Annotated in this window: 22 protein-coding genes; 15 read left to right on the top strand and 7 right to left on the bottom strand. The window is 63.5% G+C overall.

Annotation, left to right across the window (positions count from 1 at the left end; translation table 11 throughout):
- Positions 1-4: 4 nt before the first annotated feature.
- From AT395_RS13920 to AT395_RS13905, 4 genes are all read right to left on the bottom strand, one after another.
- Positions 5-2470, bottom strand: coding sequence for a TonB-dependent receptor (locus AT395_RS13920; protein WP_048629519.1), 2466 nt, complete (start codon positions 2468-2470; stop codon positions 5-7).
- 162 nt (positions 2471-2632) lie between these two features.
- Positions 2633-3655 (bottom strand): FecR domain-containing protein, encoded by a 1023-nt coding sequence (locus AT395_RS13915; RefSeq protein WP_048629518.1) that lies wholly within the window; start codon positions 3653-3655, stop codon positions 2633-2635.
- Positions 3652-4161 carry a sigma-70 family RNA polymerase sigma factor gene (locus AT395_RS13910; RefSeq protein WP_058375205.1) on the bottom strand — a complete coding sequence of 170 codons (510 nt, stop codon included), beginning with the start codon at positions 4159-4161 and terminating at the stop codon, positions 3652-3654. Before AT395_RS13910 ends, AT395_RS13915 begins: the two co-directional genes overlap by 4 nt.
- Before the next feature lie 179 nt (positions 4162-4340).
- Positions 4341-5258, bottom strand: coding sequence for a helix-turn-helix transcriptional regulator (locus AT395_RS13905; protein ID WP_072632834.1), 918 nt, complete (start codon positions 5256-5258; stop codon positions 4341-4343).
- A 220-nt stretch (positions 5259-5478) separates the two neighbouring features.
- On the opposite strand from AT395_RS13905, the gene AT395_RS13900 reads away from it, so the two are divergent.
- From AT395_RS13900 to AT395_RS13880, 5 genes are all read left to right on the top strand, one after another.
- Complete coding sequence (locus tag AT395_RS13900; RefSeq protein WP_042118540.1) at positions 5479-6237, top strand: crotonase/enoyl-CoA hydratase family protein; 759 nt, start codon at positions 5479-5481, stop codon at positions 6235-6237.
- Between the two features lie 29 nt (positions 6238-6266).
- Positions 6267-7193 (top strand): 3-hydroxyacyl-CoA dehydrogenase NAD-binding domain-containing protein, encoded by a 927-nt coding sequence (locus AT395_RS13895; protein WP_082164847.1) that lies wholly within the window; start codon positions 6267-6269, stop codon positions 7191-7193.
- A 149-nt stretch (positions 7194-7342) separates the two neighbouring features.
- A complete protein-coding gene (locus tag AT395_RS13890; RefSeq protein WP_042116044.1) occupies positions 7343-8260 on the top strand; it encodes a beta-keto acid cleavage family enzyme in 918 nt (305 codons plus the stop codon).
- Between the two features lie 63 nt (positions 8261-8323).
- Complete coding sequence (locus tag AT395_RS13885) at positions 8324-9505, top strand: ABC transporter substrate-binding protein (RefSeq protein WP_082117908.1); 1182 nt, start codon at positions 8324-8326, stop codon at positions 9503-9505.
- Positions 9490-11352, top strand: a complete 1863-nt coding sequence (locus AT395_RS13880; RefSeq protein WP_082164846.1) for a feruloyl-CoA synthase — start codon at positions 9490-9492, stop codon at positions 11350-11352. The genes AT395_RS13885 and AT395_RS13880 overlap by 16 nt, the downstream gene beginning before the upstream one ends.
- 105 nt (positions 11353-11457) lie before the next feature.
- Here the strand turns inward: AT395_RS13880 and AT395_RS13875 are convergent, their stop codons facing one another.
- Positions 11458-12720, bottom strand: a complete 1263-nt coding sequence (locus tag AT395_RS13875; protein ID WP_042116042.1) for an MFS transporter — start codon at positions 12718-12720, stop codon at positions 11458-11460.
- A gap of 213 nt (positions 12721-12933) precedes the next feature.
- Here AT395_RS13875 and AT395_RS13870 point away from each other — a divergent pair, with 213 nt between their 5' ends.
- Positions 12934-13611 (top strand): cupin domain-containing protein, encoded by a 678-nt coding sequence (locus AT395_RS13870; protein ID WP_042116041.1) that lies wholly within the window; start codon positions 12934-12936, stop codon positions 13609-13611.
- 32 nt (positions 13612-13643) lie between these two features.
- The gene (locus tag AT395_RS13865) at positions 13644-14492 is read left to right on the top strand and encodes an IclR family transcriptional regulator (protein WP_042116040.1); all 849 of its coding nucleotides are present in this window, start codon (positions 13644-13646) and stop codon (positions 14490-14492) included.
- 29 nt (positions 14493-14521) lie between these two features.
- Here AT395_RS13865 and AT395_RS13860 read toward each other — a convergent pair whose 3' ends face one another.
- The gene (locus tag AT395_RS13860) at positions 14522-15538 is read right to left on the bottom strand and encodes an NAD-dependent epimerase/dehydratase family protein (protein ID WP_048629516.1); all 1017 of its coding nucleotides are present in this window, start codon (positions 15536-15538) and stop codon (positions 14522-14524) included.
- 96 nt (positions 15539-15634) lie between these two features.
- Between AT395_RS13860 and AT395_RS13855 the strand changes: the two genes are divergently transcribed.
- The 3 genes from AT395_RS13855 to AT395_RS13845 all read left to right on the top strand — a co-directional run bounded on the left by AT395_RS13855 (position 15635) and on the right by AT395_RS13845 (position 19047).
- Positions 15635-16525 (top strand): LysR family transcriptional regulator, encoded by an 891-nt coding sequence (locus AT395_RS13855; protein WP_042116037.1) that lies wholly within the window; start codon positions 15635-15637, stop codon positions 16523-16525.
- 104 nt (positions 16526-16629) lie between these two features.
- Positions 16630-17331, top strand: a complete 702-nt coding sequence (locus AT395_RS13850; RefSeq protein ID WP_048629515.1) for an alpha/beta hydrolase — start codon at positions 16630-16632, stop codon at positions 17329-17331.
- Positions 17332-17421: 90 nt separating this feature from the next.
- Positions 17422-19047, top strand: a complete 1626-nt coding sequence (locus AT395_RS13845; protein WP_048629514.1) for an AAA family ATPase — start codon at positions 17422-17424, stop codon at positions 19045-19047.
- Here the strand turns inward: AT395_RS13845 and AT395_RS13840 are convergent.
- Positions 19035-19913, bottom strand: coding sequence for a phosphatase PAP2 family protein (locus AT395_RS13840; RefSeq protein WP_048629513.1), 879 nt, complete (start codon positions 19911-19913; stop codon positions 19035-19037). The two genes, AT395_RS13845 and AT395_RS13840, sit on opposite strands and share 13 nt — an antisense overlap.
- 556 nt (positions 19914-20469) lie before the next feature.
- On the opposite strand from AT395_RS13840, the gene AT395_RS13835 reads away from it, so the two are divergent.
- The 5 genes from AT395_RS13835 (at position 20470) to AT395_RS13815 (ending at position 26200) form a co-directional block, all read left to right on the top strand.
- Entirely contained in the window at positions 20470-21558 is a 1089-nt protein-coding gene (locus tag AT395_RS13835) for a PAS domain-containing sensor histidine kinase (RefSeq protein ID WP_042116033.1), read from the top strand.
- Positions 21555-22202 (top strand): response regulator, encoded by a 648-nt coding sequence (locus AT395_RS13830; protein ID WP_042118530.1) that lies wholly within the window; start codon positions 21555-21557, stop codon positions 22200-22202. The genes AT395_RS13835 and AT395_RS13830 overlap by 4 nt, the downstream gene beginning before the upstream one ends.
- Positions 22203-22427: 225 nt before the next feature.
- Positions 22428-23699 carry an amidohydrolase family protein gene (locus AT395_RS13825; protein ID WP_082164843.1) on the top strand — a complete coding sequence of 424 codons (1272 nt, stop codon included), beginning with the start codon at positions 22428-22430 and terminating at the stop codon, positions 23697-23699.
- 28 nt (positions 23700-23727) lie between these two features.
- The gene (locus AT395_RS13820) at positions 23728-24264 is read left to right on the top strand and encodes a DUF1097 domain-containing protein (RefSeq protein ID WP_042116032.1); all 537 of its coding nucleotides are present in this window, start codon (positions 23728-23730) and stop codon (positions 24262-24264) included.
- A 385-nt stretch (positions 24265-24649) separates the two neighbouring features.
- Entirely contained in the window at positions 24650-26200 is a 1551-nt protein-coding gene (locus AT395_RS13815; protein ID WP_376738374.1) for a gamma-glutamyltransferase family protein, read from the top strand.
- The last annotated feature ends 51 nt before the right edge of the window (positions 26201-26251 follow it).

Here is a 26251-nt window from a genome sequence, read left to right as displayed (position 1 = left end):
AATCTCAGAAATCGATGCTCGCGGAGAGCTTGACCGTGCGCGGCGCGTTCTGGATTACGTAGCCGTCGTTGAACGTGCCCGACCAGGCAATGCGATTGGTGACGTTCTCGACGGCAGCGCGAAAGACCACGCCCTTGCCGTAGACGCGCGTGGCATAGCGCGCGCCGATGTCGTAACGCGTCCAGCCGCCGATCTGTTGTGTGTTGGCGGAGTTCACGTATTGCGCGCTGGTGCTGATCATGCGTCCCGTGAGCGTCACGCCGGGCACCCAGGGCAGATCCCATTCGGTGCCAAGGTTCGCCGTCCATTTCGGCACACCGTACGGCGTGTTGCCGTTGTAGAGATTGCCGGCGGTTTTGGTCAGCTCGCCGCGCGTGTAGGCCACACCGCCCAGCACACGCCAGCGCGGCGTGAGCTCGCCGAACACGTTCCATTCCACGCCGCGGTTGCGTTGCTCGCCGTCGGGGTTGTAGGTGTTGGTCGCTACGTCCTTGATCATGCCGGGCTTGGTGATCTGGAAGAATGACAACGTGTTCGAAAAACTGCCCGCATCCCACTTCACGCCGACTTCGGCCTGCTTGCTGCGATAGGGGGCGAAAACCTGCCCGTAGTTCGCGGCGCTCACGTCGGTGACCATGCCGCCCTGCGTGAGACCTTCGATGTAGTTGCCATACAGCGATACGTTGGGGCCGAACGGCTTGAGGACCAGACCGAATGCCGGGGTGATGGCGCTTTCGTCGTAGCTGGAGGTGCGTGCCCCGGTAGCGGCGGCGAATGCCGACGCACGCACACGTTGACTGCGCACACCCGCGATCACGATGACGCGGTCTTGCCACATCGACAGGGTGTCAGACACGGCAAAACTCGACAGCGTGGACTCGGCCGTCTTCGGTGCGGCGCCCGGATCTTTTGCGAGCGTCGGGTTGACCGGGGCGTAGATGTTCGAGTTGTAGTTCGCGCTCGTTGTGAACACGTTGCCGCTGGTCGTCTCGAGCGACGTGGCGGATACGGTCAGCTCGTGCTTGACCGGCCCTGTGCGAAATCGTGTGCGCACGCCGGCATCGAGCGAGAGGTTCTCCGTCCAGCCGCGCTGGAAGTAGGTAGCGCCGGTGTAGCTGCCGTCCGGTTTGATCGGGCCGGTGCGCGTGCCCGTGATGTAGCCCGAGTAGCGATAGCTCAGGGCGCCGATGCCCGCGTACGCCGTGACGGCATCGGTGATATCGGCCTCGCCGCGCAACTGCACGCCGTTGCTCTCCAGGTTGCCGTACTCCCCGCGCAGCACATTGGTGCCCGCGGGCGGCGGGGTGACGACCTTCGACGCAAAGGTCGCCATCCACGGACTGCCGCCGGTGAACTTCTCCGTGTCGGTGTAGGCATCCAGTCCGATGCGCACGCGATCGGTCTTCAGATCCAGTGCGACCGAGCCGAACTGACGACGTTTTTTCTGGCCGTCGAGCGTGGTGCGGCCGTCGCGCAGCGCGCCGTTGAAGCGGATGCCGACTTCTTCGCGATCGCCGAAGCGTCGGCCGAGGTCGGCCTGCACGCCGAATTGCGAATCGGACAGGTAATCGGCCGTCAGGCGCGCGAGCGGTGTGCTCTGCGCTTTCTTCGTTACCACGTTGATGGCGCCGCCAACGGCGCCCGATGGCGACATGCCGTTGAGCAGCGCATTCGGCCCCTTGAGCACTTCCACGCGTTCGATGAACTCGGTCGGCACATGGCCGTAAGGTGAGAGACCGAACATGCCGTTGAGCGAAACCTCATCGGCCGTTAGCGGGAAGCCGCGAATGCTGAAGTTCTCGTACATGTGCCCGCTCGACGTGGTGAATCGCACCGACGGGTCGTTCTCAAGCACATCGGCCAGCGTTGTCGACTGCTGATCCTGAATAGTCTGAGCGGTGTAGGACGTCAGGTTAAACGGCACGTCCATGAAGTCTTGGTTGCCAAGCAAACCGAGATGACCACCGCGTGCGACTTGCCCGCCGTCATACGCTTCGGGCAGGCCGACCGTCTGCGCCACGACGTGCGTGGTCGGCAGCAGCACGCCGTCGCCAACTGCTGCGGCTGGTCCTGCGCCATTGTCCTGCGCTGCCGCACGCACGGTGTAGACCCCGTGGCTGCTGCGCATGGCCTGCAACTGGTACGGCGAGAGCAACTGGTACAACGCCTGCACCACCGTGTATTCGCCGTCGAGCCCGGCGCTTTGGCGTCCCTGCGTCAGCGAAGCGTCGACGACCAGTTCGATGCCCGCCATGTTCGCGAAACGGTTGAGCACGGCATCGAGCGTGCCGGGCGCAATTTGCCAGGCGCGGCGCACATCGGGAGCCGTCTGTGACGAAGCGGAAGCCGGTGCCGCGTTGGCGCGATGCGCGACGCCGGTAGCCGCGAGGGCAATCAGGAGGGCAACAGCAGGTCGGAGCGCAGCGGCAAGGGGCGTTGGGTGCAGCGGAGCAGCTTGGGAAATCAACACGGTCGGAATGCCTGAGAGTTCGGAAATTAGAGTGCCGGCGCCATGGTTTCGCACCGGTGACTACAGGTATTCCGAACGAGATCGGCAAACCCTCAACCGACATCGCAAAAAAGTATCGAAAGTCGTCGGCGACTTGTCTGAAAAAGCGGCTGGCGCGTGCCGCTATCGCGCCTTCACCGTCACCCAATAACGCGTACGGTAGATGGTCTCGACAGGCAGCCCGACCGCCAGACTGGCAAGTGCGCGGTCGGTGTCGGCGAGCGAAAACACGCCGCTTACACGCAGGTCGGCCACGGAGGCGTCGCATCGCAGTACACCGCGCCGGTAGCGCGAGAGTGTGTCGACGAGGTCGCCGAGACGCATGCGCTCGACGATAAGTTGGGCGCGGGTCCAGGCCGCGGCGTTGTCGTCAAAGGTGTCCGGTGCATCGACGGTATCGAGGGTGGTCGACGAGAAGCTTGCGGCCTGGCCGGCATCGAGCCGATGCGTGCGTGCGCCCTGGGTGGTGTGCACGAGGACAACGCCGTCGAACACCGCCACCTGAGTGCGATCGCCGCCATCGCGCACCATGAAGCGCGTGCCGATGTCGCGAATTTCCCCTTGACGGGTGGCGACGACGAGGGGGGCCAGCGGACGGGCGCCGGCAGCCGGTGCCGGTTCTGTCTCGATGCAAATCCGGCCGCGTCGCAGCTCAATGCGCCGCTCGCCGGGCGTGAAGCGCACGTCGACGGCCGAGGCGGTATCGAGCCAGAGACGTGTGCCGTCGGCCAATGTCAGGCGGCGGACTTCGCCGACGCCCGTGGCGTAATCGGCGGTCACGGTGTCCCATACCGGCGAGCGACGCAGCGTATAGCCAGCGCCGGCCAGTGTGACGACACCGCCGAAGACACGAAGGACGTGGCGGCGTCCGGTGGTGCTTACGCGCGGCGCGGCACGTGCGTTCAGTGTGTCGAATGCGATACGCGAAGGCACCGCGTCGAACTTTTGCCCGATGGCGCCTAGCCGTTGCCAGGCACGCTCGTGATCGGGATGTGCGGCACGCCAGCGCCCGCAAGCGGCGAAGTCCTCGGCGGTGGCCGTGTCTGACCACAGCCGCGCGAGCCAGAGACTTGCACGCTCCACGACTTCCGGAGAAAGCGCGCCTGCGGGCAGTGCGGCACGCGAGGTCGTCTGCAAGACACTCATGTATCGCTCCCGTATTGCACGGCATAGCATTCGCGCAGCGCCTGCGCGACGTACTTCTCGACGGAAGACACGGATACCTGCAATCGCCCGGCAATCTCGCGATAGCCGAGGCCTTCGAGCTTGCAGAGCAAAAACGCTGTTCGTGCCTTGGCCGGCAGGCGCGCGAGCAGCGTGTCGATTTCGATCAGCGCTTCGAGCACAAGAGCGCGCGTCTCGGGCGACGGGGCGACTGGCTCCGGCAGGGCCGCGAGCGCTTCAAGATAGGCCGACTCGATATGACGGCGGCGAAACAGATCGATCACCAGACAGTTGGCGATGCGGGTCAGATAGCGGCGGGCATCTTCGGCCTGCGGTGCAAGGCCGCTTGAAAGCACACGAAGGTAGGTGTCGTGCGCGAGGTCGGCCGCGTCGAACGCATTGCCCAGTTTCTTGCGCAGCCAACCGCGCAGCCAGCCGTGATGATCGCTATAGAGCGCTCCCACTTCGCGCTGAAAGTGACTTTCCATGATTCCCCGTGTTCGCATGACGCGCACGCCACGGGCAACCGCCTGCCGAACCTCCGGCAGTGCATCGACAAGGCACCGGACGTCCGGCGATCCGCGACTCCACAGCGCCGTTCTGCAAATGATAATGATTCTTATTAATTCTAAGCGCGAATGATGGGGCGACGCAATAGGCGTGGCGATCAGGCGGCTTGTGCGGGGAACAGATCGTGTTTGAGTGCGGCGAGGGCGGCGTCCGCCGTGATGTCCGAGGTGTCGAGCGTGATGTCGGCCAACCGGTAAAGCGATTCGCGGGCGTCGAGCATGCGGTGGATGTGTTCGAGCGCTTCGTTGCGCAAGGCTTCGGTGGCGATGCGGGCATCGTTTTGCTGCATCACGCGCTGGAAGTGGATCTCTGGCCGGGCGCGCAGCCAGACCGTACGAAATGCGCGGAGTACGCGCTCGTAGGTCGGTGCCTCAGAGACGATGCCGCCGCCCGTTGCGAGTACGACATGCTCATGCTCGGCAATGATGCGTTCGATGCACTGTCGTTCGATGCGCCGCATGGCGGCTTGTCCATACAGCGTAATGACTTCGCCAATGGCAATGCCGGCTTCGCGCTCGACTTCCTTGTCCAGTTCGATGAAGGGTGCACCGATAGCCTGCGCCAACTGCGGCCCGAGCGTCGACTTACCCGCGCCCCGAAGGCCGATGAGGGCAATGCGCTGCCCCGTACGGCGTGCCTCCGTCCCCCCCGGCACGACAATCTGGCGACGCAGGCGAGAGAGGACTTCCGGCGGTTGTTGCCGTAGATATTCAACGAGGATCAGTAAATCGCCGTCATACGCCGTACGTTCCGCGACGAGCGTTTCCACGCCGACGTTCAAGGCTTGCGCGAGTTTATGGAGAACGGCCAGCGAAACGTTGCCGGTACCGGCTTCCACCCGGGCGAGATAGGGCAGCGAGACACCCGACTGCGCGGCGAGCTGCTTGCGCGTCATGCCCCGTTGCGCGCGCAGCGTGCGCACCTGCCGTGCCAGAGACGCCAGACGTGAGGACACGCCGGCTTCAGCATGATCGGCCGAATCGAGTGGCGGGGCATCGGCAGGCAGTTGGCTCATCAGTGCAACGGGGGGAGACGGAGATGCTGATAAATATACTATGAGATACCGGTGATGCGACAAGCGCCTTACATTCCTTCCGCCTCGGTCGGTCAAAATATGAATTAAATTGCTTTTATTGGGAAATTATCCCTGTTAACCCTGAACTGCATTGCACAAATCACGCAGCGACGAAAATATTTTATAAGATACTTTTCACGATTTGGAGCGAATGCAGACAATGACCTATCCCCACTTGCGTGTGTGCGTCGAGGACGCCATCGCTTTCGTTACCCTCGACCGGGCCGACAAGCGTAACGCCCTTTGCGACGCCGCCATCGATTCGCTCGAAGCCGCCTTTCGCGATTTCGACGACAACATACGTGCCGTCGTCCTGCGCGGGGCAGGCGAGCATTTCTGTGCCGGGCTGGATTTATCCGAAAACAGCACACGCGATCCCATTGACGTACTGCGTGTGTCGCAACGCTGGCACAAGGTGTTCCATGAAATTCAGTTCGGTGGACGTCCGGTGGTTGCCGTGTTGCATGGCGCCGTGATCGGCGGCGGGCTGGAACTGGCATTGGCCGCACATGTGCGAGTCATCGAGCGCAGCGCATTCTTTCAGTTGCCCGAAGGCAAGCGCGGCATCTTTGTCGGCGGCGGGGCATCGGTGCGCGTGGCACGTATTCTTGGGCCGGACCGCATGACGGAGATGATGCTCACCGGCCGGCGCTATGACGCTGTCGACGGTGAGCGCCTCGGCCTTGGCCACTATCTGACGGACGCGGGTGAGGGGTTGGCGCTGGCGACACGACTGGCCCGCGACACGGCGGAGAATAGTCCCTTGTCGAATTGGGCGACGATTCACGCACTGTCGCGCATCCACGACATGTCGATGGCCGACGGCCTGTTCACCGAATCGGTGACGAGTGCCCTCATGCTGGCCACCCCCGAGGCGCGCGAGCGCATGGAACGCTTTCTGGGCCGCGCGGCACGATAGCCGTCCTGCCTGTCCCCACGGAGACGAATGTGAAATACGACAACATCGAGCAGGTCGCCGTTATCGGCACGGGTGTCATCGGTGCCAGCTGGGCCGCTTACTTTCTTGCGCGTGGTCTGCGCGTCAGCGCGTGGGACCCCGCGCCGGGCGCGCGCGAACGGTTGCGCGAAGCGGTCGATGCGCACTGGCCGACGCTGATCCGCATCGGGCTGTCGGCAGACGCCTCGCGCGATGCGCTGACCTTCCACGACACGCTCGACGGCGCGCTCGCAGGTGCCGAGTTTGTGCAGGAGAGCGGTCCCGAACGCGAAGACCTGAAGCAGGATCTCTTTCGCAAGATGGATGGCGTATTGCCACCGCATGTGGTGATCGCGTCAAGTTCGTCGGGCCTGCTGATGAGTCGTGTGCAATCGGTGTGTGCACATCCCGAGCGCGTGGTGCTCGGGCATCCGTTCAATCCGCCGCATCTGATTCCGCTGGTCGAAGTAATTGGCGGCGAGCAGTCGTCGTCCGAGGCTATCCACACAGCGATGCAGTTCTACCGCGCCATCGGCAAGCGCCCGATCCATGTGAAGAAAGAGGTCAAGGGGCACATTGCGAACCGGCTGCAAGCTGCGCTCTGGCGTGAGGCAATGCATCTGGTCGACACCGGTGTGGCGTCCGTGGCCGATATCGACGACGCGATTGCCTACGGTCCGGGTTTGCGCTGGGCGGCGCTGGGGCCATTTCTCAATCTGCATTTGTCGGGTGGCGCCGGCGGCATTGCGCATCTGCTCGAACACCTTGGCCCGCCTATCGAGTCGTGGTGGGCAGACCTCGGCGAACCCGTACTGACGGACGACCTGAAGGCGCGCATCACGGCCGGCGTCGAGGCCGAACTCGCCGGTCGGGGCAACGCCCGGCTCGAAGCGCAACGCGATGCCGTCATCCTCGGCATTCTCGCGAGCAGGCCGTAACCGACATCGACAAGATCGGCGGCAGCATTGTTATCAACACCCCGGCTCGTGGCGTCAGCGTACTGCCGTAACGGCCGCACATGCCGTACACGCCATACATGTCGAATTGGCGACCGGGGCTTCGCATTCCAGGACTGAAGGAGACAGGCATGAGCAAACCAAAAGTCATCGTGACCATCGCGCCGACAGGCGGCATGGCGTACAAATCGCAGAACCCCCATCTGCCCACCCAGCCCGACGAAATCGCACGCGATGTCTACGACTGCTACAACGCGGGCGCGAGCGTGGTGGCGATCCATGCGCGTCGCCCCGACGATGGCGCCACATGCGACCCGGCGATTTACCGCGATATCAACCGCCGTATCCGTGACAAGTGCGACATCGTCATCAACAACTCCACGGGCGGTGGCGTACACGGCGAGATGATCGGTCAGGCCGAGAACGGCTACTGGGAAATTCTCTGGGAAGAGCGTCTGAAGGGCATGGATGCCGGCGCCGAGATGTGCACGCTCGATGCCACGACGATCATCGCGAGCTTCGGCGGCAAGGAAATCCTCATGCATACGTCGCCGGAGCGCTCCAGGCATCTCGCCATCGAGATGAAGAAGCGCGGCATCAAGCCGGAGTGGGAAGTCTTCAGTCCCACGCACATCGTGCAGGACCTCGCAACGCTGACCGCCGCCGGTTTCGACGACGAGCCGTTTTTCGTGAACCTCGTGCTCGGCGTGCATCGCGGGTTTCAGAACGCCATGCCGTACACGCCGCGTGTGTTGCAGTCGATGGTCGATCTGCTGCCCAAGGGGAGCATTTTCTGCGTGAGCGGCATCGGCCCGGCGCAGCTCCCATCGGCCATGAACTCGCTGCTGCTGGGCGGTCACGTGCGGGTCGGTCTCGAAGACAACTTGTATTACGAGCAGGGCGTGCTGGCCACGAACCAGCAACTGACGGAGCGCGTGGTGCGCCTCGTGCGCGAGATGGGCTATGAGCCGGCCACCCCGACCGAAGCTCGCGAAATCATGGGCTTGCCCCGCAACCGCGAAGTGCTGCCGGAGTTCGCCGTGCGTTGACCCGAGGGAGTGCGTTGCAAGCTGTCCGGCCACAACAAATGAGAAGACAAGGAGACATGTCACATGGCGGCAAACAGGTTCACACGCGGTTCTGCATTCTTTGGCGCGACACGTCTTGCGCTGTCCCTGTGCGTGGCGGCGCTGTGCGCGGCGACGCAGGCGAGCGCACAACCGGCGGGCGTCACCATTGGCGTGACGCTCTCGACCACGGGGCCGGGCGCGTCGCTCGGCATACCCGAGAAGCAGGCTGTCGGTATGCTTCCGCCGACGCTCGGCGGCCTGCCCGCACGCTACATCCTGCTCGACGACGCTACCGACCCGACCACCGCCACCAAGAATGCACGCCGGTTGGCCACGGAAGACAAGGTCGACGCCATTATCGGATCGTCGACCACGCCGGCGTGTCTGGCGGTCGCGGCGGTCGCGGCCGATACCCGTACGCCGCAGTTGGGCCTGTGCCCGTTCGTGCCGAGTGCTGCGCAGATGCGCTACGTGTTCTCGCTGCCGCAGTCGGTTGCCGTCATGGCCGACGCGGTGCTCGACGACATGAAAGCGCACAAGGTGAAGACGCTGGGCTTCATCGGCTTTTCCGATTCGTACGGCGAGGCGTGGCTCAAGGACATTCAGACGCGTGCGGCCGCCCGGCAGATTCAGGTGGCGCCGGTCGAGCGTTACGCCCGTAACGATCAGTCCGTGACAGCGCAGGTTCTCAAGATGATGTCGGCCAACGTGGACGCCGTCATCATCGCGGCCAGCGGCACGCCGGGTGCGTTACCGATGAGTACGTTGCGCGAGCGTGGCTACAAGGGGCGTATCTATCAGACGCACGGTGTGGCGAACAACGACTTCCTGCGTGTTGCGGGCAAGAGCGCCGAGGGGGCGATTCTGCCGGTCGGTAACATTCTCGTGGCCGAGCAACTGAGTGCGAATCACCCGGGCAAGGCGGTTGCCACCGACTTCGTCAAGCGCTACGAGGCGCAGTACGGTGCCGGGTCGCGCAATCTGTTCGCCGGCTACGCGTACGACGCCTATCTGGTGCTCGACCGCGCTGTCGCGGTGGCAGCGAAGCAGGCGCAACCCGGCACGCAGGCATTTCGCGATGCTCTGGTCAGCGCCATCGAGCAGACCCGCGGCCTTGCGGCAACGCACGGCATGATCAATGTCAGCACACAAGACCATTCGGCTTATGGCGAAGACGGTCGCGTGCTCGTCACGGTGAAGGGCGGCAAGTGGACGATCGACTGAACGCAGCGGCGGCGGGCGCGCGCCGCCTGGCCAGACCGGATATCGAACGCGAGACCCGTGCCGACGGCAGCTTCGTGATTCGCTCGCGCACCAGGCTCGGCGAATTCGCACGCAGTCCGGCGGACTGGCTCGTGCAGTGGGCGGCGCGCACGCCCGAAGCGGTGTTCGTCGCCGAGCGCTGGCCGCCGGGTGATCGCGCGTCGGGGGCCGGCCTCTGGCGGCAGGTGACATACCGTGAGGCGCTGAGCATCGCGCGCGGCGTCGGTCAGGCGTTGCTTGACCTCGACGTGCCGCGTGAACGGCCTGTGGTGATCCTCTCGGACAATAGCGTGAACCACGCGTTGCTCGTGCTCGGCGCGATGATGGCGGGCCGCCAGACGGCGATTGTGTCGTCTGCATACTCGCGCGTCGCGAAGGATATGACCAAGCTGCACGGCATTCTCTCGCGGCTCGACCCGGCAATGGTGTATGTGGAGGACGGTGAGCACTACGCGAGGGCGCTCGCCAACGCACCGATCCGATGCCCGATCGTGGCGACCCGCCACGCGCACCCGGACTGGCTGCGCTTCGATGCGTTAGCCGCCACGTCCGCATCGCCCGCGCTCGACGGCGCGTTTGCGCAGGTGCGTGCGGAAGATACGGCGAAGCTGTTGCTGACGTCCGGCTCCACCGGCAAGCCGAAGATTGTCGTCAATACGCACCGGATGCTGGCGGCGAACCAGCAGATGATTGCGCAGTGTTGGCACTTCATCGACGAGGCGGCGCCGGTCGTCGTGGACTGGCTGCCGTGGAGCCATACGTTCGGGGCGAATCACAACTTCCATATGGTGCTGCGCAATGGCGGTGCGTTCTACGTGGACGATGGCCGTCCCGTGCCGGAGTTGATCGGCCGGTCGGTCGAGAATCTGCGCGACGTTTCCCCGACGCTGCATTTCAATGTGCCCAAGGGGTTCGAGGCGCTCGCCCCGTTTCTGGAAGAGGACGAAGCGTTCGCCGGGCGCTTCTTCGGCCGGCTTCAGGTGCTGTTCTATGCGGCGGCGAGCTTGCCGCCCGCCGTCTGGCGGCGCTTCGAGCGGTTGGCATCCCGGCATTGCGACACGTTGCCGTTCTTCACTTCCGCGTGGGGGGCGACAGAGACATCGCCGCTCATTACCAGCGTGCATTTCCCGATTCAGGGCGCGGGCAATATCGGCGTGCCGGCGCCGGGTAACGAACTCAAGTTCGTGCCCAACGGCAACAAGCTGGAAATGCGCGTGCGGGGGCCGTCGGTGTTTCATCGCTACGCGGGCGACCCGGAGGCTACGGCCGACGCGTTCGACGAAGAAGGCTTTTACCGGACTGGCGATGCCGGTCGATTGGCCGATCCGGAGGACCCCAGCGCAGGGGTGATCTTCGATGGCCGCGTGTCGGAGGACTTCAAGCTCACGAGCGGGACATGGGTGTCGGTCGGCGCCTTGCGCTTGCGTGCCGTGTCCGCGCTGGCGCCGCTGGCCTCGGATGTCGTGATCGCAGGCCATGATCGCGACGAAATCGGGCTGCTGATCTTCCCGAGTCCCGCCATGCGGGCGAAGGCGCAGCACGCCGCCGATGCGCCTCATGCGGGCAAGGCCATGGCGATGCATGACGAGGTGCGTGAATTGATCGCGCAAGCGCTCGCCCGGTTGGCGCAAGACGCCGGGAGTTCGCAACGGGCTGCGCGTGCCGTTGTTCTCGCGTCGCCACCCTCGCTTGAGCAGGGGGAGATCACCGACAAGGGCTACGTCAATCAACGCGCCGTGCTCACGTTGCGCGCGGACGACGTCGCGCGGCTCTATTCGGATTGTGCGTCGGTCATCCGCCTGCCGTAACCGTGAGCGGAACCGCAGAGGTCGAGGGTTTGGGGGGAAGTGAAAGCGACGGCGCGCCAGCGGCTTGAGTGCCGCTGGCGCGCGAAGTCGTGCGGAGGGCGCAGATCAGGCGAGTGCTTTGCCGTGACTTTCCGGCAGGAAGAAGTAGACGATGATCGCAGCGAGCAGGAAGAAGCCGGCGGTCGCCCCCAGTGCGGCACTCACGTTTTCGCCGCGCGAGAGCAACCCGACGGCCGCTGGCGCGAGGGCGCTGGCGGCGCGTCCCGTGTTGTAGATGAAACCCTGCGCGGTAGCGCGCACTTGCGTGGGGAACATCTCGGCGAACGTCGGGGCGAAGCCGCTATAGAAACCTGTGCCGAAGAACGCTACGACAGGGCCGAACACCAGCAGCAGCATCGGTTCCCGAATGGCGACGTAAAGCGGCACCGTCACGGCAGATATGATGAAGAAGAGCAGGAACGATTTGCGGCAGCCGATGCGATCGGCGATGTAGCCGAAGCACACGAAACCGGCGGCTGCGCCGATCTGCATGATGACGATCCAGGTGGTGGATCGCAGCAGATCGAACCCCGGGCCGCCCTGATCGACCGGTGTTGCGAGGTATGCCGGAATCCAGGTGAACAGTCCCCAATAGCCACACATTGCCGCTGCGGTGAAGGCGAGGCCGACGGTCGTGCTGCGCGCATACGGCCCGAAGAGCATGGCCAGAGTCTCGCCGAGGGTCAGGCGCACACGTTGCTCGCGCCAGATCGCAGGCTCTTCGACGTGACGCCGCACCCAGAACGCGAGCACTGTCGGCAGTAACCCGAAGGCAAACACCCAGCGCCAGCCGAAGTGCGGCAGGATAACGGCCGCCACGATGGCGGCAACCGCATAGCCCACCGCAAAGGCGCTTTGTACCCAGGCCATGACTTTCGCGCGATGCTCGGCAGGCCACGTTTCGGTGATGAGCGCGGCGCCTGCGGACCACTCGCCGCCAATGCCCAGACCCAGCAAAAAGCGGAAGACGAGAAGCTGCGTGACCGAATCGGCAAAGCCACAGAGTGCCGTGCCGATGGAGTAGCAGAGGATCGAGAGGATCATCGACCGGGTGCGGCCGATTCGGTCGGCCAGAAAACCGAAGAACAGTCCACCGAACGCGGTGGCCAGCAACGTGAGCGAGGCGATCATGCCTGCCACACCCTTGTCGAAATGCAGATCGACGCTGATGTAGCGAATCACCATCGCGAACAACATCAGATCCATGATGTCGAGCATCCAGCCGATGTAAGCCGAGCCAAACGCCCGCCATTGTGCGGGGCTCGCGCCGCGATACCACGGCCGACGTGCCGCGCCCGCCGCGCTCAGGGCGGTGCTGCCAGTGTCCATTCTTGTCTCCTTCATGGAACTCATCCTAGTGTCATGCCTCGCGTATCGACCATCGATACGCATGGGAATGATTTCGTTTGAATGGTAACAGCACCTTTCGAATCAGTGTGTCGTGGTAAACCATAAATGGTGCTTTGCGTATCGATGATCGATACTTGTTTCCAGTGTTGTCTCGACGGTCGGGGCAATCGATGGGTAACAGGAGATCGAGAAGTGAAGCCGTTCCAATTGCGTTTGTACGAAGATGTCATCGCGCCGAACCATGCGCCCATTTATCTGGCTGCCGCGCGCCGGGCAATCTATGTCGTGCGTGGCGACGTGGCCATCGAGTTCGAGACGGGCGCGCAGCATCACCCAGCGCAGAGCGCGTGGCTGGGCGAGGACGACGTGGCGTTGATCGCCGGCAGCGAGGGCGCGACGTTGTGGCGCTGGGAACTAATGTCGGGCGATGCGCCGACGGCGGGCGAGATCGCGTCGGCACCGGGCGCGTCGTCGACGCTCAAGCTCGCGGCGCCAATTGAACTGGACCCGCGCCAACGCTGGCTCATGCGTTGCGACAAGGTACAATTCCCCCCCGGCGGCGTGGCGCATACGCACGTGCATCAAGGTCCCGGCGTGCGGTGCACGCTTGAGGGCGAGATCACGATCGAGACGCTTGGCGCCTCGCATACCCACGGGCCGGGACAGGCCTGGCTCGAACTCGGCTACGCCCCGGTGCTTGCACCGACGACCGAGGCGCGCGACACGACATTCATCCGCTGCTTTATCCTGCCGCGGGCGTGTCGCAATCGAAGCTCGATCCGGTACGTGCATCCCGAGGATGCGAACAAGAACAAGCCGCAGCGCTACCACGTGTTCGGCGAGCGTTTCATCTCGCTCGACGCTCAATAGTCAGCCGCTGCGATAGCGAAAAAGGACACGCAGTGAAACGATCGAAGGACACCTCGAACGACGTCATCCGCAGCCCGCACATCGCGGCTGGCGAACGAGGCGAGCAGGGCGGCGACGAACTCAACACGTCGTCGACTTCGGTCATTTCGCTGCGCATTCTCGAGCTACTGGCCGAGCGCAATGCCGAGTGTGGCGTGACGCATCTGGCCGAGGCGCTCGGCGTGCCGAAGGCGCGTGTGCATCGTCACCTGACGGCGCTGCGACAGGAAGGCTACGTGGTGCAGAACCCGCGCACGAGCCGATATCGCATCGGCTGGCGTCTCTTCCTGCTGGGACAGAAGCTGGTCAAGCAGTTTGACGTGGTAAGTCTGGCGCGGCCCGTGATGGAGGAGTTGCGCGACGCCGTCGGTCAGACCATCGTCATCAGCTCGTTTACCGAAACCGATGTGGTCGTGCTCGATGTCATGCGCGGGCGCAGTCCGCTGGAAATCCTGCTGCACCCCGGCACGCAGTTCAAGCTGCATAGCGTAGCGCAGGGCAAGATCGCGCTGGCTTTCGGCGCGCCGGAGCGCCGGGAGGCGGTGCTTGCGGGGCCGCTCGACGCCTGCACGCCGCATACGATTACCGACACCATGCGGCTCTCGCACGAGCTCGCGCTGGTGCGCGAGCGGGGCTGGGCCGACGCCCCCGAAGAGGTGTTCCTCGGTGTGAATGCGCTCGCCGCGCCCATCGTGCAAGACGACGGGACCCTGTTCGGCACGCTCGCCATCGTCGGCTCGATTCACTATCTGCCGGCGCATCCGAATCCGCAAACGGTAGCCGCACTTACCGATGCCGCTCGTCGCATTTCCCGGTTGCTGGGCGGTGGGCGCGCCGACTGACGTAACGGGCCATAGCGGCAGTCAGGCAGTCAGGCGTTAGCGAGACCGTTCCTGGACGGTTTGCCCGGCAGGCAACCGAGGCCTTCGAGCGTGGCACGCACGGCAACGTCTAACGGGGTGTGCGGCTCTTGTCCGAGTGCCTCGACGAGCCGCGTGTTATCCATGCGCACCGGTTGCCGCCACAGGTACCGCATCTCGCGCAGTTCACGCAGCGTCGTGACGAAAGGCGACGCCACCCACACGAGCCACCAGGGAAAGCGACGCGTCTTGACCGCCACGCCGTAGCGGCCCATCACTCGCGTGATCGCGGCCGCCATCTCGGTGCCGTCGGCATCCCAATGGCCGGCCATGTGGAAATTAGAAAAGGGGCCAAGCATGGCACGGTGTTCGATGAGTTCGACCATCGCCTTCGCAACGTCGGGCAGGTACGACCATTCGTGTCCGGCGCCGGGCGCATTCGGCACCTGAACCACGCGCGTCAGGTGACCCGGCTTGACCAGTCCTTGAGCGAACCAGCTATTGCGAGTCGAGGGGCCGAAGAAGTCGCCCGCCCGCACGATGATCGTCTGCACGCCACTGCGGCTGGCGTCGCGCAGCCGGCCCTCCATCGTGGCGCGGATTCGGCCCTTGCGGGTGAGCGGCCGTTGCGGTGCGTCTTCGCGCAAGACCGGGAAGGTTTCGGGGCCATAGTTATAGACCGTGCCGGGCAGCACGACGGTGGCGCCGTGCACGGTGGCCGCAGCGATCGTGTTTTCGAGCATGGGCAGCACTTGCGTGTCCCAGTGGTGATAGCCGGGGGGATTGACGGCATGCACGATGACCTCGCAATCGCGCGCCGCAGCCAGCACATCACTCGCACACATGGCGTCCCCGGCGATCCACTCGACCCCGACGTCTGCGGTGCCGGCGTGCGGCGTACCGCCACGACGCAGAGCGCGCACGCGCCATCCCGCGGTGAGCAGTTGTCGCGCGACTTCGCCGCCGATGCCGCCCGTCGCGCCGAGCACCAATGCGCGAGACTCGTGGTTGCGGGGTTTGAGGGTCATGGTGTGGCTCCTTGATCGTTGTCGGTGGCACCATTCTCCATGCGAGACGATTCAAATAAAATTGCTCAAAACCATCTATCGGCTATACATTTTTGTATGACGAAAAATCTGAGCTGGGATCTTTACCGAACGTTTCTCTCGGTGCTGACCGAGGGGTCGTTGTCGGGCGCTGCACGGGCGCTGGGTATTACGCAGCCCACAGCGGGGCGTCACATTGCGACACTGGAGGCCGCACTGGGACAAACGCTCTTCACGCGCTCACAGACAGGCCTGCTGCCAACCGACGCGGCGCAGTCGCTGCGTGCCCACGCGCTGGCAATGCAGCATACGGCGCTGGCTTTCGAGCGTGCGGCGGCGAGTCATGGCGACGGGGTGAGCGGTGTCGTCCGCATTTCGGCGAGTGAGGTCGTCGGTGTGGAAGTGTTGCCGCCGATCCTGAGCGCGCTGCGACGCGCGCATCCGCAACTGACGCTCGAACTGGTGCCGACGAACCGCATTCAGGATCTGCTGCATCGCGAGGTCGACATTGCCGTGCGCATGGCGCCCCCGCAGCAGGGCGCGCTGATCGCGCGTCGCATCGGCAGTATCGATGTCGGTTTGCATGCCCGCGACGACTATCTGGCGCGCTACGGCGCACCGACGTCGATGGCCGATCTGGCGAGGCATGCGCTGATCGGTTTCGACCAGATGACGCCATTCCTGCGCGAAGCCACGCGCAATGTGTCGCTATGGTCGCGCGAAGCCTTCGCGTTTCGCGCAGACAGCGATCTGGCGCAACTGGCCATGATTCGCGCGGGCTACGGTATCGGTGGATGTCAGGTGCCGCTGGCCCGGCGCGACGCCCGGCTGGTGCGGGTGTTGCCGGGCGCCTTCCGGTTCAGGTTGCCGACCTGGGTCACGATGCACGAAGACCTGCGACAGAGCGCCCGGTGCAAGGCGGTGTTCGACGCGCTCGTGGCCGGATTGTCCACCTACATGGCCGAATAGGACTGCATGGGATTGCGCTCACTCAAATAGCGGGTGTCTGCGATGAAATTTAGTGATATACAATATATCAATAATATCAACGATCACGAGACAATCATCGCGCCATGTTCGCCCCTTCATTGTTCGGACGGATGCCACCGGACGTCATCGCGTCCGCGTCGGCTGCTACCTCTGCCACCACGCCACCTCCGCTGAGTCCCGGCCGTCATCCGCTGGGGTTGAGCGACACCCGCGACGCAGTACTGTACGTGCCGGCCGATCTGCCGACGAACAAGCCCGTTCCGCTGTTCGTGATGTTCCACGGTGCAGGCGGGTTTCCCGAAAAGGTGTTGCCGTTCATCGAGCCGCACGCGGAGCAGCACAAGTTTCTGGTGCTCGCGCCGCATTCGACCTTCCCGACGTGGGACATCGTGATTGGGGGCAATGGCCCTGATCTGGAGCGATTGCAGCTTGCGCTGGGCAATGTTGCGGCCCGTTATCGCATCGACACGGGACGTGTGGCGTTCGCAGGCTTCTCCGACGGGGCGAGCTATGCCTTATCGATCGGTGTGACCAACGGAGACATCGCAAGTCATGTCATCGCGTTATCGGGCGGCTTCATGTCGGTCTTCGTGCAAGAGGGGCAGCCTCAGATATTCATTGCCCATGGGCTTATCGACGAGCAATTGCCTATCGCGACGAGCGGCCGTCAGAACGCCAACAAGCTCAAGGCAGCCGGGTACGACGTGCAGTACGTTGAGTTCGACGGCCTGCACATCATCGAGCCGGGTGTCGTGGCGCGCGCCGTCGACTTCTTTCTCGCCTGAAACACGCGCCGTCGGGCGAGGCGGCGCCCGCACGGGCCACCGCCCACCACCGCCCACCACCGCCATATCGCGATACCGGGAGTGCCGTTCATGGATTTCGAAATTCCAGAATCACTGATTCATCCGCTGATGCAACTAATCGGCGCCGATTCGCCGTTGGGCAAACAGTTGACGGCCTACGGTGTGTGTCGCGGCAACATGATGGTGTCGAGCGAATGGTTCGACGCCAAGTCGCTCAACACGCTTTATGTCCTGAGCAAGACGCAGAACGAACGCGCGCTGATGTTCCAGATGCTCGCCCTCGACAATGTCTATAACGCACCGCAGGCACGCCAGATTCCCGATCTGGACAAGCTGGTGCCGGGACTCGTGGCGTACCTCTCGCGCGACGTTATCGACGGCTGGGTGTACCAGCGCCATCGCGACGGCGCCTTGCTGCCGTGGCTGGTGCGCCGTCTGCGCTATGTGGAACCGGAGCAGGGCTCGCCTTATGTTGTGATGGACATGCTGGCAAACACGATGCAGTCGGCCAACTCGAACCTGACGGAGCAGCGTTTGCGTCGTTCGGGCATGACCACGTCGCTCGTCTTCACACGCGAGGACATCGCCAACCGCACCATTCCCGAATTGCTCGCCGAGTTCGGCTTCTACAAGGAGTGCGCGGAGTTCAAGCACGAGTACGAACAGCATGCGCAGCGTTTCCTGCGGGTGCAGCGCGCGTTCGGCGCACAGTTCGTGCTTCGCCGCGCGGCCTTCTCGGTCGATCCGAAAGGCGCGACGGAGTTGATCCGCGTAGTGGAGGGCGTGACGGCGAAGTGTGTGAACGACGAAGAGCGTCTCGAGCGCAATTTCGAGATGGTGTGCGACGCCGACTTCTGGCGAAAGGCGCAAATCGATCGTGGCTTCGAGACCATTCCGTTGCACTGCTATGTCCACGTATTTCATCTGGACTGGCATCGCAATCTCTGGGTGCATGTGCAGAATATGACCGAGTACGAGTACCAGCCCGCGTTACGCGACAAGCTGGTGCTGCCGGCGCATCACCACGATCTGATCGACATCCTGACGTCGAACATGGACGTGATGATGCCGGACTTCGTTCCCGGCAAGTCTGGGGGCGCGACGATTCTCTGTCAGGGCGCGCCGGGACTGGGCAAGACGCTCACGGCAGAGATCTACTCGGAAGTCGTAGGCAAGCCGCTGTACCGCGTGCATTCGGGACAACTGGGTACCACGGCAGCGTCTGTGGGCGCTACGCTGATGAGCATTCTGCGTCGCGCCATGCGTTGGAACGCGATTCTGCTACTCGATGAGGCGGACGTATATATCCGCCGGCGCGACAACGATCTGGAACATAACGCCATCGTCGCCGAGTTCCTGCGCTCACTGGAGTATTTCCACGGCTTGTTGTTCATGACCACGAACCGGATCGGCGACGTGGACGACGCCATTTTGTCGCGCTGCATCGCCACGATCCACTACGAGATACCTTGTGAGGCAGATGCCCGGCGACTCTGGCGCATGCAGGCCGAGCAGGTGGGCGCCGATCTGGACGATGCGCTGATCGAATGGCTCGCTACCTGCTATTCGCACGCCAGCGGGCGCGACATCAAGGAACTGATGAAGCTGGCGAGCCGCTACTGCAAGGTGAAGGATATGCCCTACACGGAAGATGTATTCAAGCTTTGCGGACTGTTCCGTGGTTACGAGGGATGAAGGGACGGGGTGCGGCGCGGACTCACGCGTCGTGATGTCCAGATCACTACGAGTGCCAGTGCGATGCCGGCCAGAATGTCGATGAGGTAGTGGCCGCCGAAGGGCAGGGCAGCGATCGTCATCACGAAATTGACGACACCAAAACCGACATTCCATCCCCGCAGATGCCGCGTGACGTAGACGAACACTACGGCGTGAGCCGCATGTAAAGACGGCAGGGAAATAAGGCCTTGATTATCGTTAAGGTCGATGACGCGCAGCACCCCGTCGTGCAGGGCGGCGAATTGAGACCACTCGGAGGGATCGTACGCGCCAATTTGCCCGAAATAGATGTATGGGTTGGACGCAGGGATCGTTGCAGAGATAAGGATGGCGAGAACAACCGTCGCGGAAAACAGCAGCAAATAGTCGGCGAGATCGTCCATGCGCTGCTTACACGCGAGCAGAAGCGGTATCAAGGTGACCTGCCACCCGTGCAACTGGTACCAATGCCTGAGTAGTTCGAAGATCTGCGAGTGACGCGTGAGCCAGCGATAGGCGTGACGCCAATGAAAGCCCAATGCCGCGTCGATGCCCGCGAGCTGTTCGTCCACGAGATCGAAGCGTGCTGAAATGACGGTGTCTTGAAGCACTATGGCGGCGAGGGAAAACACCGTCAGCAGACAAAGACAGAAAAGCACAACACTGGCTTTCGCCCAGAGCCCTTTGATCCGAGAGGCCGGTTGCAGCGACAGCAAATGGGCGAGAACCGCCATCGTGGCGATTGGCGTCAGCCAGAGAATGCGACCAAGCCCGGTGAGCGTCAGGCCCATCGCGCGCGTGGCAATCGCGTCGAACAATACCAGGCCTGCCAGCAACGCCAGCACGACGCGAAAGCTCGGCTGAAGGAAAAGGCCGGTGAGAAGGGGCCGGGCATTGCCAGCCGCCGTGCCGGAGACTGTCGCTGTCCCCGATGTCCCCGTTGTCCCCGTTGTGCCTGATGTCGTGACTGCGTCGATCTCATTCATCTATGAGTCTCAGCGTAGCGAATGTGTGTGCGCGTCTGCGCGCGCGAGAGACGGTGCGTCGGAACCCCTCCGCCGGCCGGCTCGACGCGTGCTGTGGGGAATGCGATTTCCGGGATCATAGCAGGGCTTATGCGCTGCAAGCGAAGACGCCGGGGTCAAGATGGCTCCCCGCGCCGCAGTCATTAGACAAAATCATGAAACGCCGCAGCAATCCGATATGCGGGAAAACTAGAGGCGCGCGCGAGCGCCGGTCTGGCTATATTGAACTCGGAACGGTGCTGACGTCACAGTGTGCCTCCCATCGGGGGAATGTCCCGGCGGAGAGCCTGCAACGCTGTTGCGTCGCGCCATTGCCCCGGTGAGGCGAGCGTCGTCCCGGCAGTCCCGCATACCGGTGCTCAGGTAAGGAGATGTAGTGGAGACGCATGGCGAACTGCACCGGGCGATACTGAACAACATCCCGGACCAGGCATGGCTCAAGGACACCGAGTCGCGCTACATCCTCGTCAACGACGCCTTCATGGCCGCGTGCGGCCGCACCGAAGCCGAAATCATCGGCAGTACGCCCGACAAGGTCTGGTCCTCCGAATGGGGGCGAGTTTATCTCGCCACCGATCGGGCGGTCGTGGCGAGCGGCGTGCGGCGCCGGTACGAAGAGAGCCGTCCCGGCCCAGACGGTGCGCCACGCTGGTTCGATACCGTCAAGATGCCTATTCGCGACGCGGCGGGCCGCATCGTAGGCACCGTCGGCATCTCGCGCGACATCAGCGACCGAAAACGCTCCGAAATGGCATTGCTCGACTCGCGCGCGCAATTGCGTCAACTCTCCGCCTATCTGCAAACCGTTCGCGAAGCGGAGCGCACGCGCCTCTCGCGCGAGCTTCACGACGAACTCGGGCAATGGTTGGGCGGCCTGCGTCTCGGGCTCAACTATCTGGAGACGCAACCCGGCGCGGCGCCGGCCGATCAGTCTGCACACATCCAGATGCTCAAGGAACTGGTCGACGAGACAATCGACGCGGTGCATCGTATTGCGGCGGACTTGCGACCGGCAGTCCTCGATGAGTTGGGCCTGCACGCAGCGTTGGAATGGCTCACTGAATCGTTCACACAGCGCCACGGTCTGCCCTGCGAGCTGGTGATGCCGGAGTCGGTCACGGCTTGCCTCGACAGCGAATGCAGCACCGCTATCTTCCGCATCGTGCAAGAGTCGCTCACTAATGCCAGCCGCCACGGACAGCCCTCGCAGGTGCGTGTCGCGCTGGATCTGCGCGACGGTCACTGTCACGTGAGCATCACCGACGATGGCAGGGGCATGGACACGGCTCGCGCGGAACATGGCCAGCGCCTCGGGCTGATGGGCATGCGCGAGCGTGCGTTGATGCTCGGCGGTGCCTTCGAGATCGAGAGTGCACCGGGACAGGGAACACGGGTGATCGTGCGCATTCCGGCGCGCTCGCCGACGGGGCGCGCCGCCGCCGTGACGCATGGGGAGACGTGGTGATGCGCGTGATGATTGCCGATGACCACGCGATCATTCGCGACGGCCTGAAAAAAATCATCTCCACGTCGCCCGACATGTGCGTGGTGTCGGAAGCCGTAGACGGTGCCGATGTACTCAATCGCCTTCGCCTGGCTTCGGTAGACGTGCTGCTGCTCGATATGTCCATGCCGGGCAAGAGCGGCATCGCACTCATCGCACAGATCAAGGCAACCTATCCGGCGCTGCCTATACTGGTGCTCAGCATGTATCGCGAGTCGCAATACGCGGTGCAGGCCATCCGCGCCGGCGCCGCCGGTTATCTCACCAAGAACGCCGAGTCGGAGCAGTTGATGAGTGCGATACGGCGGGTGGCACGTGGCGGCACGGTGGTCTCGCCGCTGGTCGCCGACAAGCTCGTGCGTCAGTTGCAGCAACCGGCCGAGGCGTTGCCGCACACCCGGCTGACCGCTCGCGAATTCCAGATTTTCCAGATGCTGGTCGAGGGCAACGGTATCAACGAAATCGCACATTGCCTCTCGCTCTCGGCCAAGACCGTCAGCACGCACAAGGCCAACATCCTCGCCAAGATGGACATTGCGTCGACCGCGGGCCTGGTGCACTACGCCATCGAACACGGCCTGATCGTCGCGGGCACTGACGCCTGAATCGGCATACCGGATCCCCTCCGGCCGCCGCTTTTCCTCCCGTTTTGATTGCTGCACCGCGTCTAGGGAAATTCTTAGACGAAAACCAGCAAATCCCGATGCCCCATTCGCGGGCGCGCCCCTAATCTTGCTCTCAGGCCCTGAAGACGGGGCACGAGTTTATCGCTACCCGGCCGGCGCTTGCCAGCACTTCAACCCAACTCTGTGACGTGAGGAGACCGCACCATGCATGTGGACCTGCTGATCAATAACGTATGTGTCCGCGACGATGCGCCGCTTGTGGATATCGCCATCAAAGGTGGACGTATCGCGGCGATGGAGCCCGGCATCGATGCCAGCGCAGACGAGCAGATCGACGCGCAAGGGCGGGCGGCGATTCCCGGACTTGTCGAAGCGCATTTGCACCTGGACAAGGCGTTATTGCATCGCCGCTTGCCTGCACGTTTCGGCACGCTCGACGAAGCGATTCGTGTCACCGGCATTCTCAAGAGCAAGCAAGAGCGTGAGGACGTACTCGATCGCTCGCGTCAGGTGCTCGATATGGCGATCAGAAACGGCACGGTCGCTATTCGCGCCCATCCCGATGTCGATCTGATTCAGGGACTGATCGGTGTCGAGACGCTGCTCTCGCTCAAGGACGAATACCAGAACCTGCTCGATCTGCAGATCGTGGCGTTTCCGCAGGAAGGCATTCTCAAGTCGAAAGGCACGTACGAGTTGATGATCGACGCGCTGCGCATGGGCGCAGACGTGGTCGGCGGATGCCCATACAACGAACTGAACTGGGAAGACACCAAGCGGCATATCGACATCGTGTTCGAGTTGGCGCAGCGCTTCGACGCGCCCATCGACATGCACGCCGACTTCGCCGACGACACCAGCGACCAACGCTTCGCAGCCATCTCCTACATCGCGCAGCGCACGATCGACACCGGCTATCAGGGACGTGTCTCGCTGGGGCACGTGACGAGTCTCGGTGCGCTCGATAACGACCAGCTCGCACCGGTGATCGAGCAGATCCGGCTGGCAGGCATCAGTATCGTCACGCTGCCTGCCACCGACCTCTATCTCGGCGGACGAAAGGACACGCAAAACCAGCGTCGCGGCCTCACCCCCGTCAAGGCGCTGCACAACGCGGGGGTGAATGTTGCGTACTCGTCCAATAACGTGCGCAACGCCTTCACGCCGTTCGGCAAGGCGGACATGTTGCAGATCGGCAATCTTCTGGCGCACGTGGCGCAGTTCGGTGTGCCCGAGCATCAGCAGGCGATTCTCGACATGGGCACGCACAACGCCGCGCGCGCTATCGGACTCTCGCACGACTACGGCATCGCCGTGGGCAAGCAGGCCGATCTCATTATTCTCGATACGTTCAAAGTGGCCGATGCGCTGCTCGACATCCCGCCACGCCTGTGGGTGATCAAACGCGGCCGGATCACGGTCGTGACGCAGCATCACTGCGAGATCCACCGGCATTCATGTTGTTGTGCGCAATGAAGTTCTCATAAAACTCAAGGAGACAATCATGAAAAAGCTGCCTGCGGAAGTCGTTGCCTCACTACTGGCCGTTACCACGATTCCGATCGCGATGCTGCCGCTGCATTTGCCGCCATGGGCGATCTTCATCAGTTGGGCTGCCACCTTCGCAATGGGCGGGCCAACGCTGGTGAACCTCAAACGCATCTGGGCAACGCTGCCCGTGGGGTCGTGCTTCGCGTTCCTTATCGTGCTCGGATTCAAGCAGGCGGCAACGCAGTTCAGCGGGAATGGGCTCGTGCTCGCCGAGATGGTGATTCTCTTCGCCGGCAACGGCACGATGATGGCGCTCGCTCGCGTCTTCCCAGGGCTGAACTTCATTCCGGGCATGTTTTTCGGTTTCGCAACGTACTTCGCCACGTTGTTCGGCGGCTTCGGCCCGGTGGCACAAGACCCTCTCGCTGCCTTGGGCGCGGCGGTGGCGATGAACGCGCTCGGTCCGGTCTACGCGTGGGTGAAGGAGCGCTATTCGGCACCCGAGGTCACGCATCAACGCCACTGGAAGGGCTGGAAGGCAGAAGTCTGACGCCGGACCGCCGCCTCGCACTGGCACAACGTGGCGGCGGCGAACGATGCAACCGGTTTCCGGCACAACGATTTGACGAGGTAACGACGAAGCGTTTGTCAGTGTCGGGCGCGCTTCGACCACTGATGACATCCCGAGGGGAGACGGCATGACGTTCACACAAGAAGCGGCCGATGGGCTGAAGACGACACCACCGGTCGCCACCGACGACGCCGCAAGCAGCACTGCGCGGCGCAATTTTCTGATGGGCACGGCCGCCTTGGCCGGCAGCGCCGTACTACCTGCGTCGGCGGCAGAAGTGATGGCGCCGGCGGCGCCGGTGGCCAGGACCAAACCCGGCACCCCCACGAACGACGGCCCGCGTCTCGCACAGTCGAGCCGCGGCATGGTGACCAGCCCGCACGAGTTGGCGAGCGAGGCTGGGCTGGAGGTGCTGCGCAATGGAGGAAACGCCATCGAAGCGGCGATTGCCATCGGCGCGGTGTTGAGCGTGACCTATCCGCATTTCACCGGTCTGGGGGGCGACGCCTTCATGGTCATCAGCGACCGGGACGGCAAGGTACGCACGCTCTCCGGCATCGGGCAGGCGGCGGCACAAGTGCCGGACTACGGCAACGCCATCCCGGTGCGGGGCCCCGGCGCAACACTGACCACGGCGGCAACGGTCGCCATCTGGGACAAGGCTTTCGATATCAGTCGCACGCAGTGGGGCGGTCAGCAGGCGTGGTCGTCGTTGTTTTCGCGGGCGACCGAATATGCCGCGAACGGCTTCCCGGTGACGCCGTCACAACACTTCTGGCAGACGTTTCGCACAGGTGAACTGGCGGGTTGGGAAGGCTTCGCCTCGGTATTCATGCCGAACGGGCGCATTCCACAGGCCGGTGAGCGCTTCTACCAGCCGGCGCTCGCCCGGAGTCTCGATCGCATCGCGACTTATGGCGGGCGCGAGTTCTACGAAGGCGATCTGGCAGGGCGCATTGCCGCCGGCCTCAAACAGGTCGGTTCGCCGCTGCGTGCCAGCGATCTGTCCCGGGCGCAGGCGCGAGAGGAGGTGCCATTGCGCGTGGCCTATCGCGACGGCGAACTGCTCGGACTGCGCCCGCCCACGCAAGGGGTGACGACACTCGAGATCATGGGCATTCTCGATCGCTTCGATCTCAAGTCAATGCCTGAGGGCAGCGCCGACTACTATCACGTGCTGGTCGAAGCGGTGAAGCTGGCGTTCATCGATCGCAATCGCTATGTGGCCGATCCCGATTTTGTCGATGTGCCGGTGGATCGTCTTCTGGCGAGCGCGAATCTCGACGCGCACGCTCACAGCATTCGCATGGATCGCGCCATGCCGTGGCCGCATGTGTTCAAACCGGGCGACACCGTGTACATCGGCGCCGCTGACGCGCAGGGCAACTGTGTGAGCATGTTGCAGACGGTCTACTTCGACTGGGGCAGCGGTGTGGTGCTGAGCGACACGGGCGTGTTGTGGCACAACCGGGGCGCGGCGTTCAGTCTCAATGCCAACAGCCCGAACGTATTGCGTGGCGGCAAGCGGCCGTTCCACACGCTCAATCCGGGGATGTATCTGAAGCAGGGGCGTCCGCAACTGCTTTACGGCACGCAGGGCGCCGATGGGCAGCCGCAGACATTGGCCGCCGTTCTGACCCGTCTGATCGACTACGGCATGGACCCGCTGACGGCCCTGGGCCGCCCGCGGTTCTTGCTGGGCAAGACATTCTCCGACAGCCGCGACAGTCTCAAGCTCGAACAGGACGCCGGTGCGGGTGTGTTCGCAGCATTGAGCGCGCGGGGACACGAAATGAGTGCGTTGCCGCCGCAAAGCCAGTTGGCGGGACATCCCGGCGCGATTCGCATTGGCCCGCAGGGGCAGATGAGCGGCGCGCACGATCCTCGCAGCGACGGCCGGGCGCTGGGACTTTGAGCGGTGGCAGTCGAGCAGGTGACGATGATTTTGGTGTCGCGCGAGACGCGT

Origin of the sequence: Pandoraea apista (genome assembly GCF_001465595.2) — a bacterium.
Taxonomy (GTDB): domain Bacteria; phylum Pseudomonadota; class Gammaproteobacteria; order Burkholderiales; family Burkholderiaceae; genus Pandoraea; species Pandoraea apista.
Note: the sequence above shows the minus strand (reverse complement) of the source record. Positions and strands in the feature narration are given on the sequence as shown.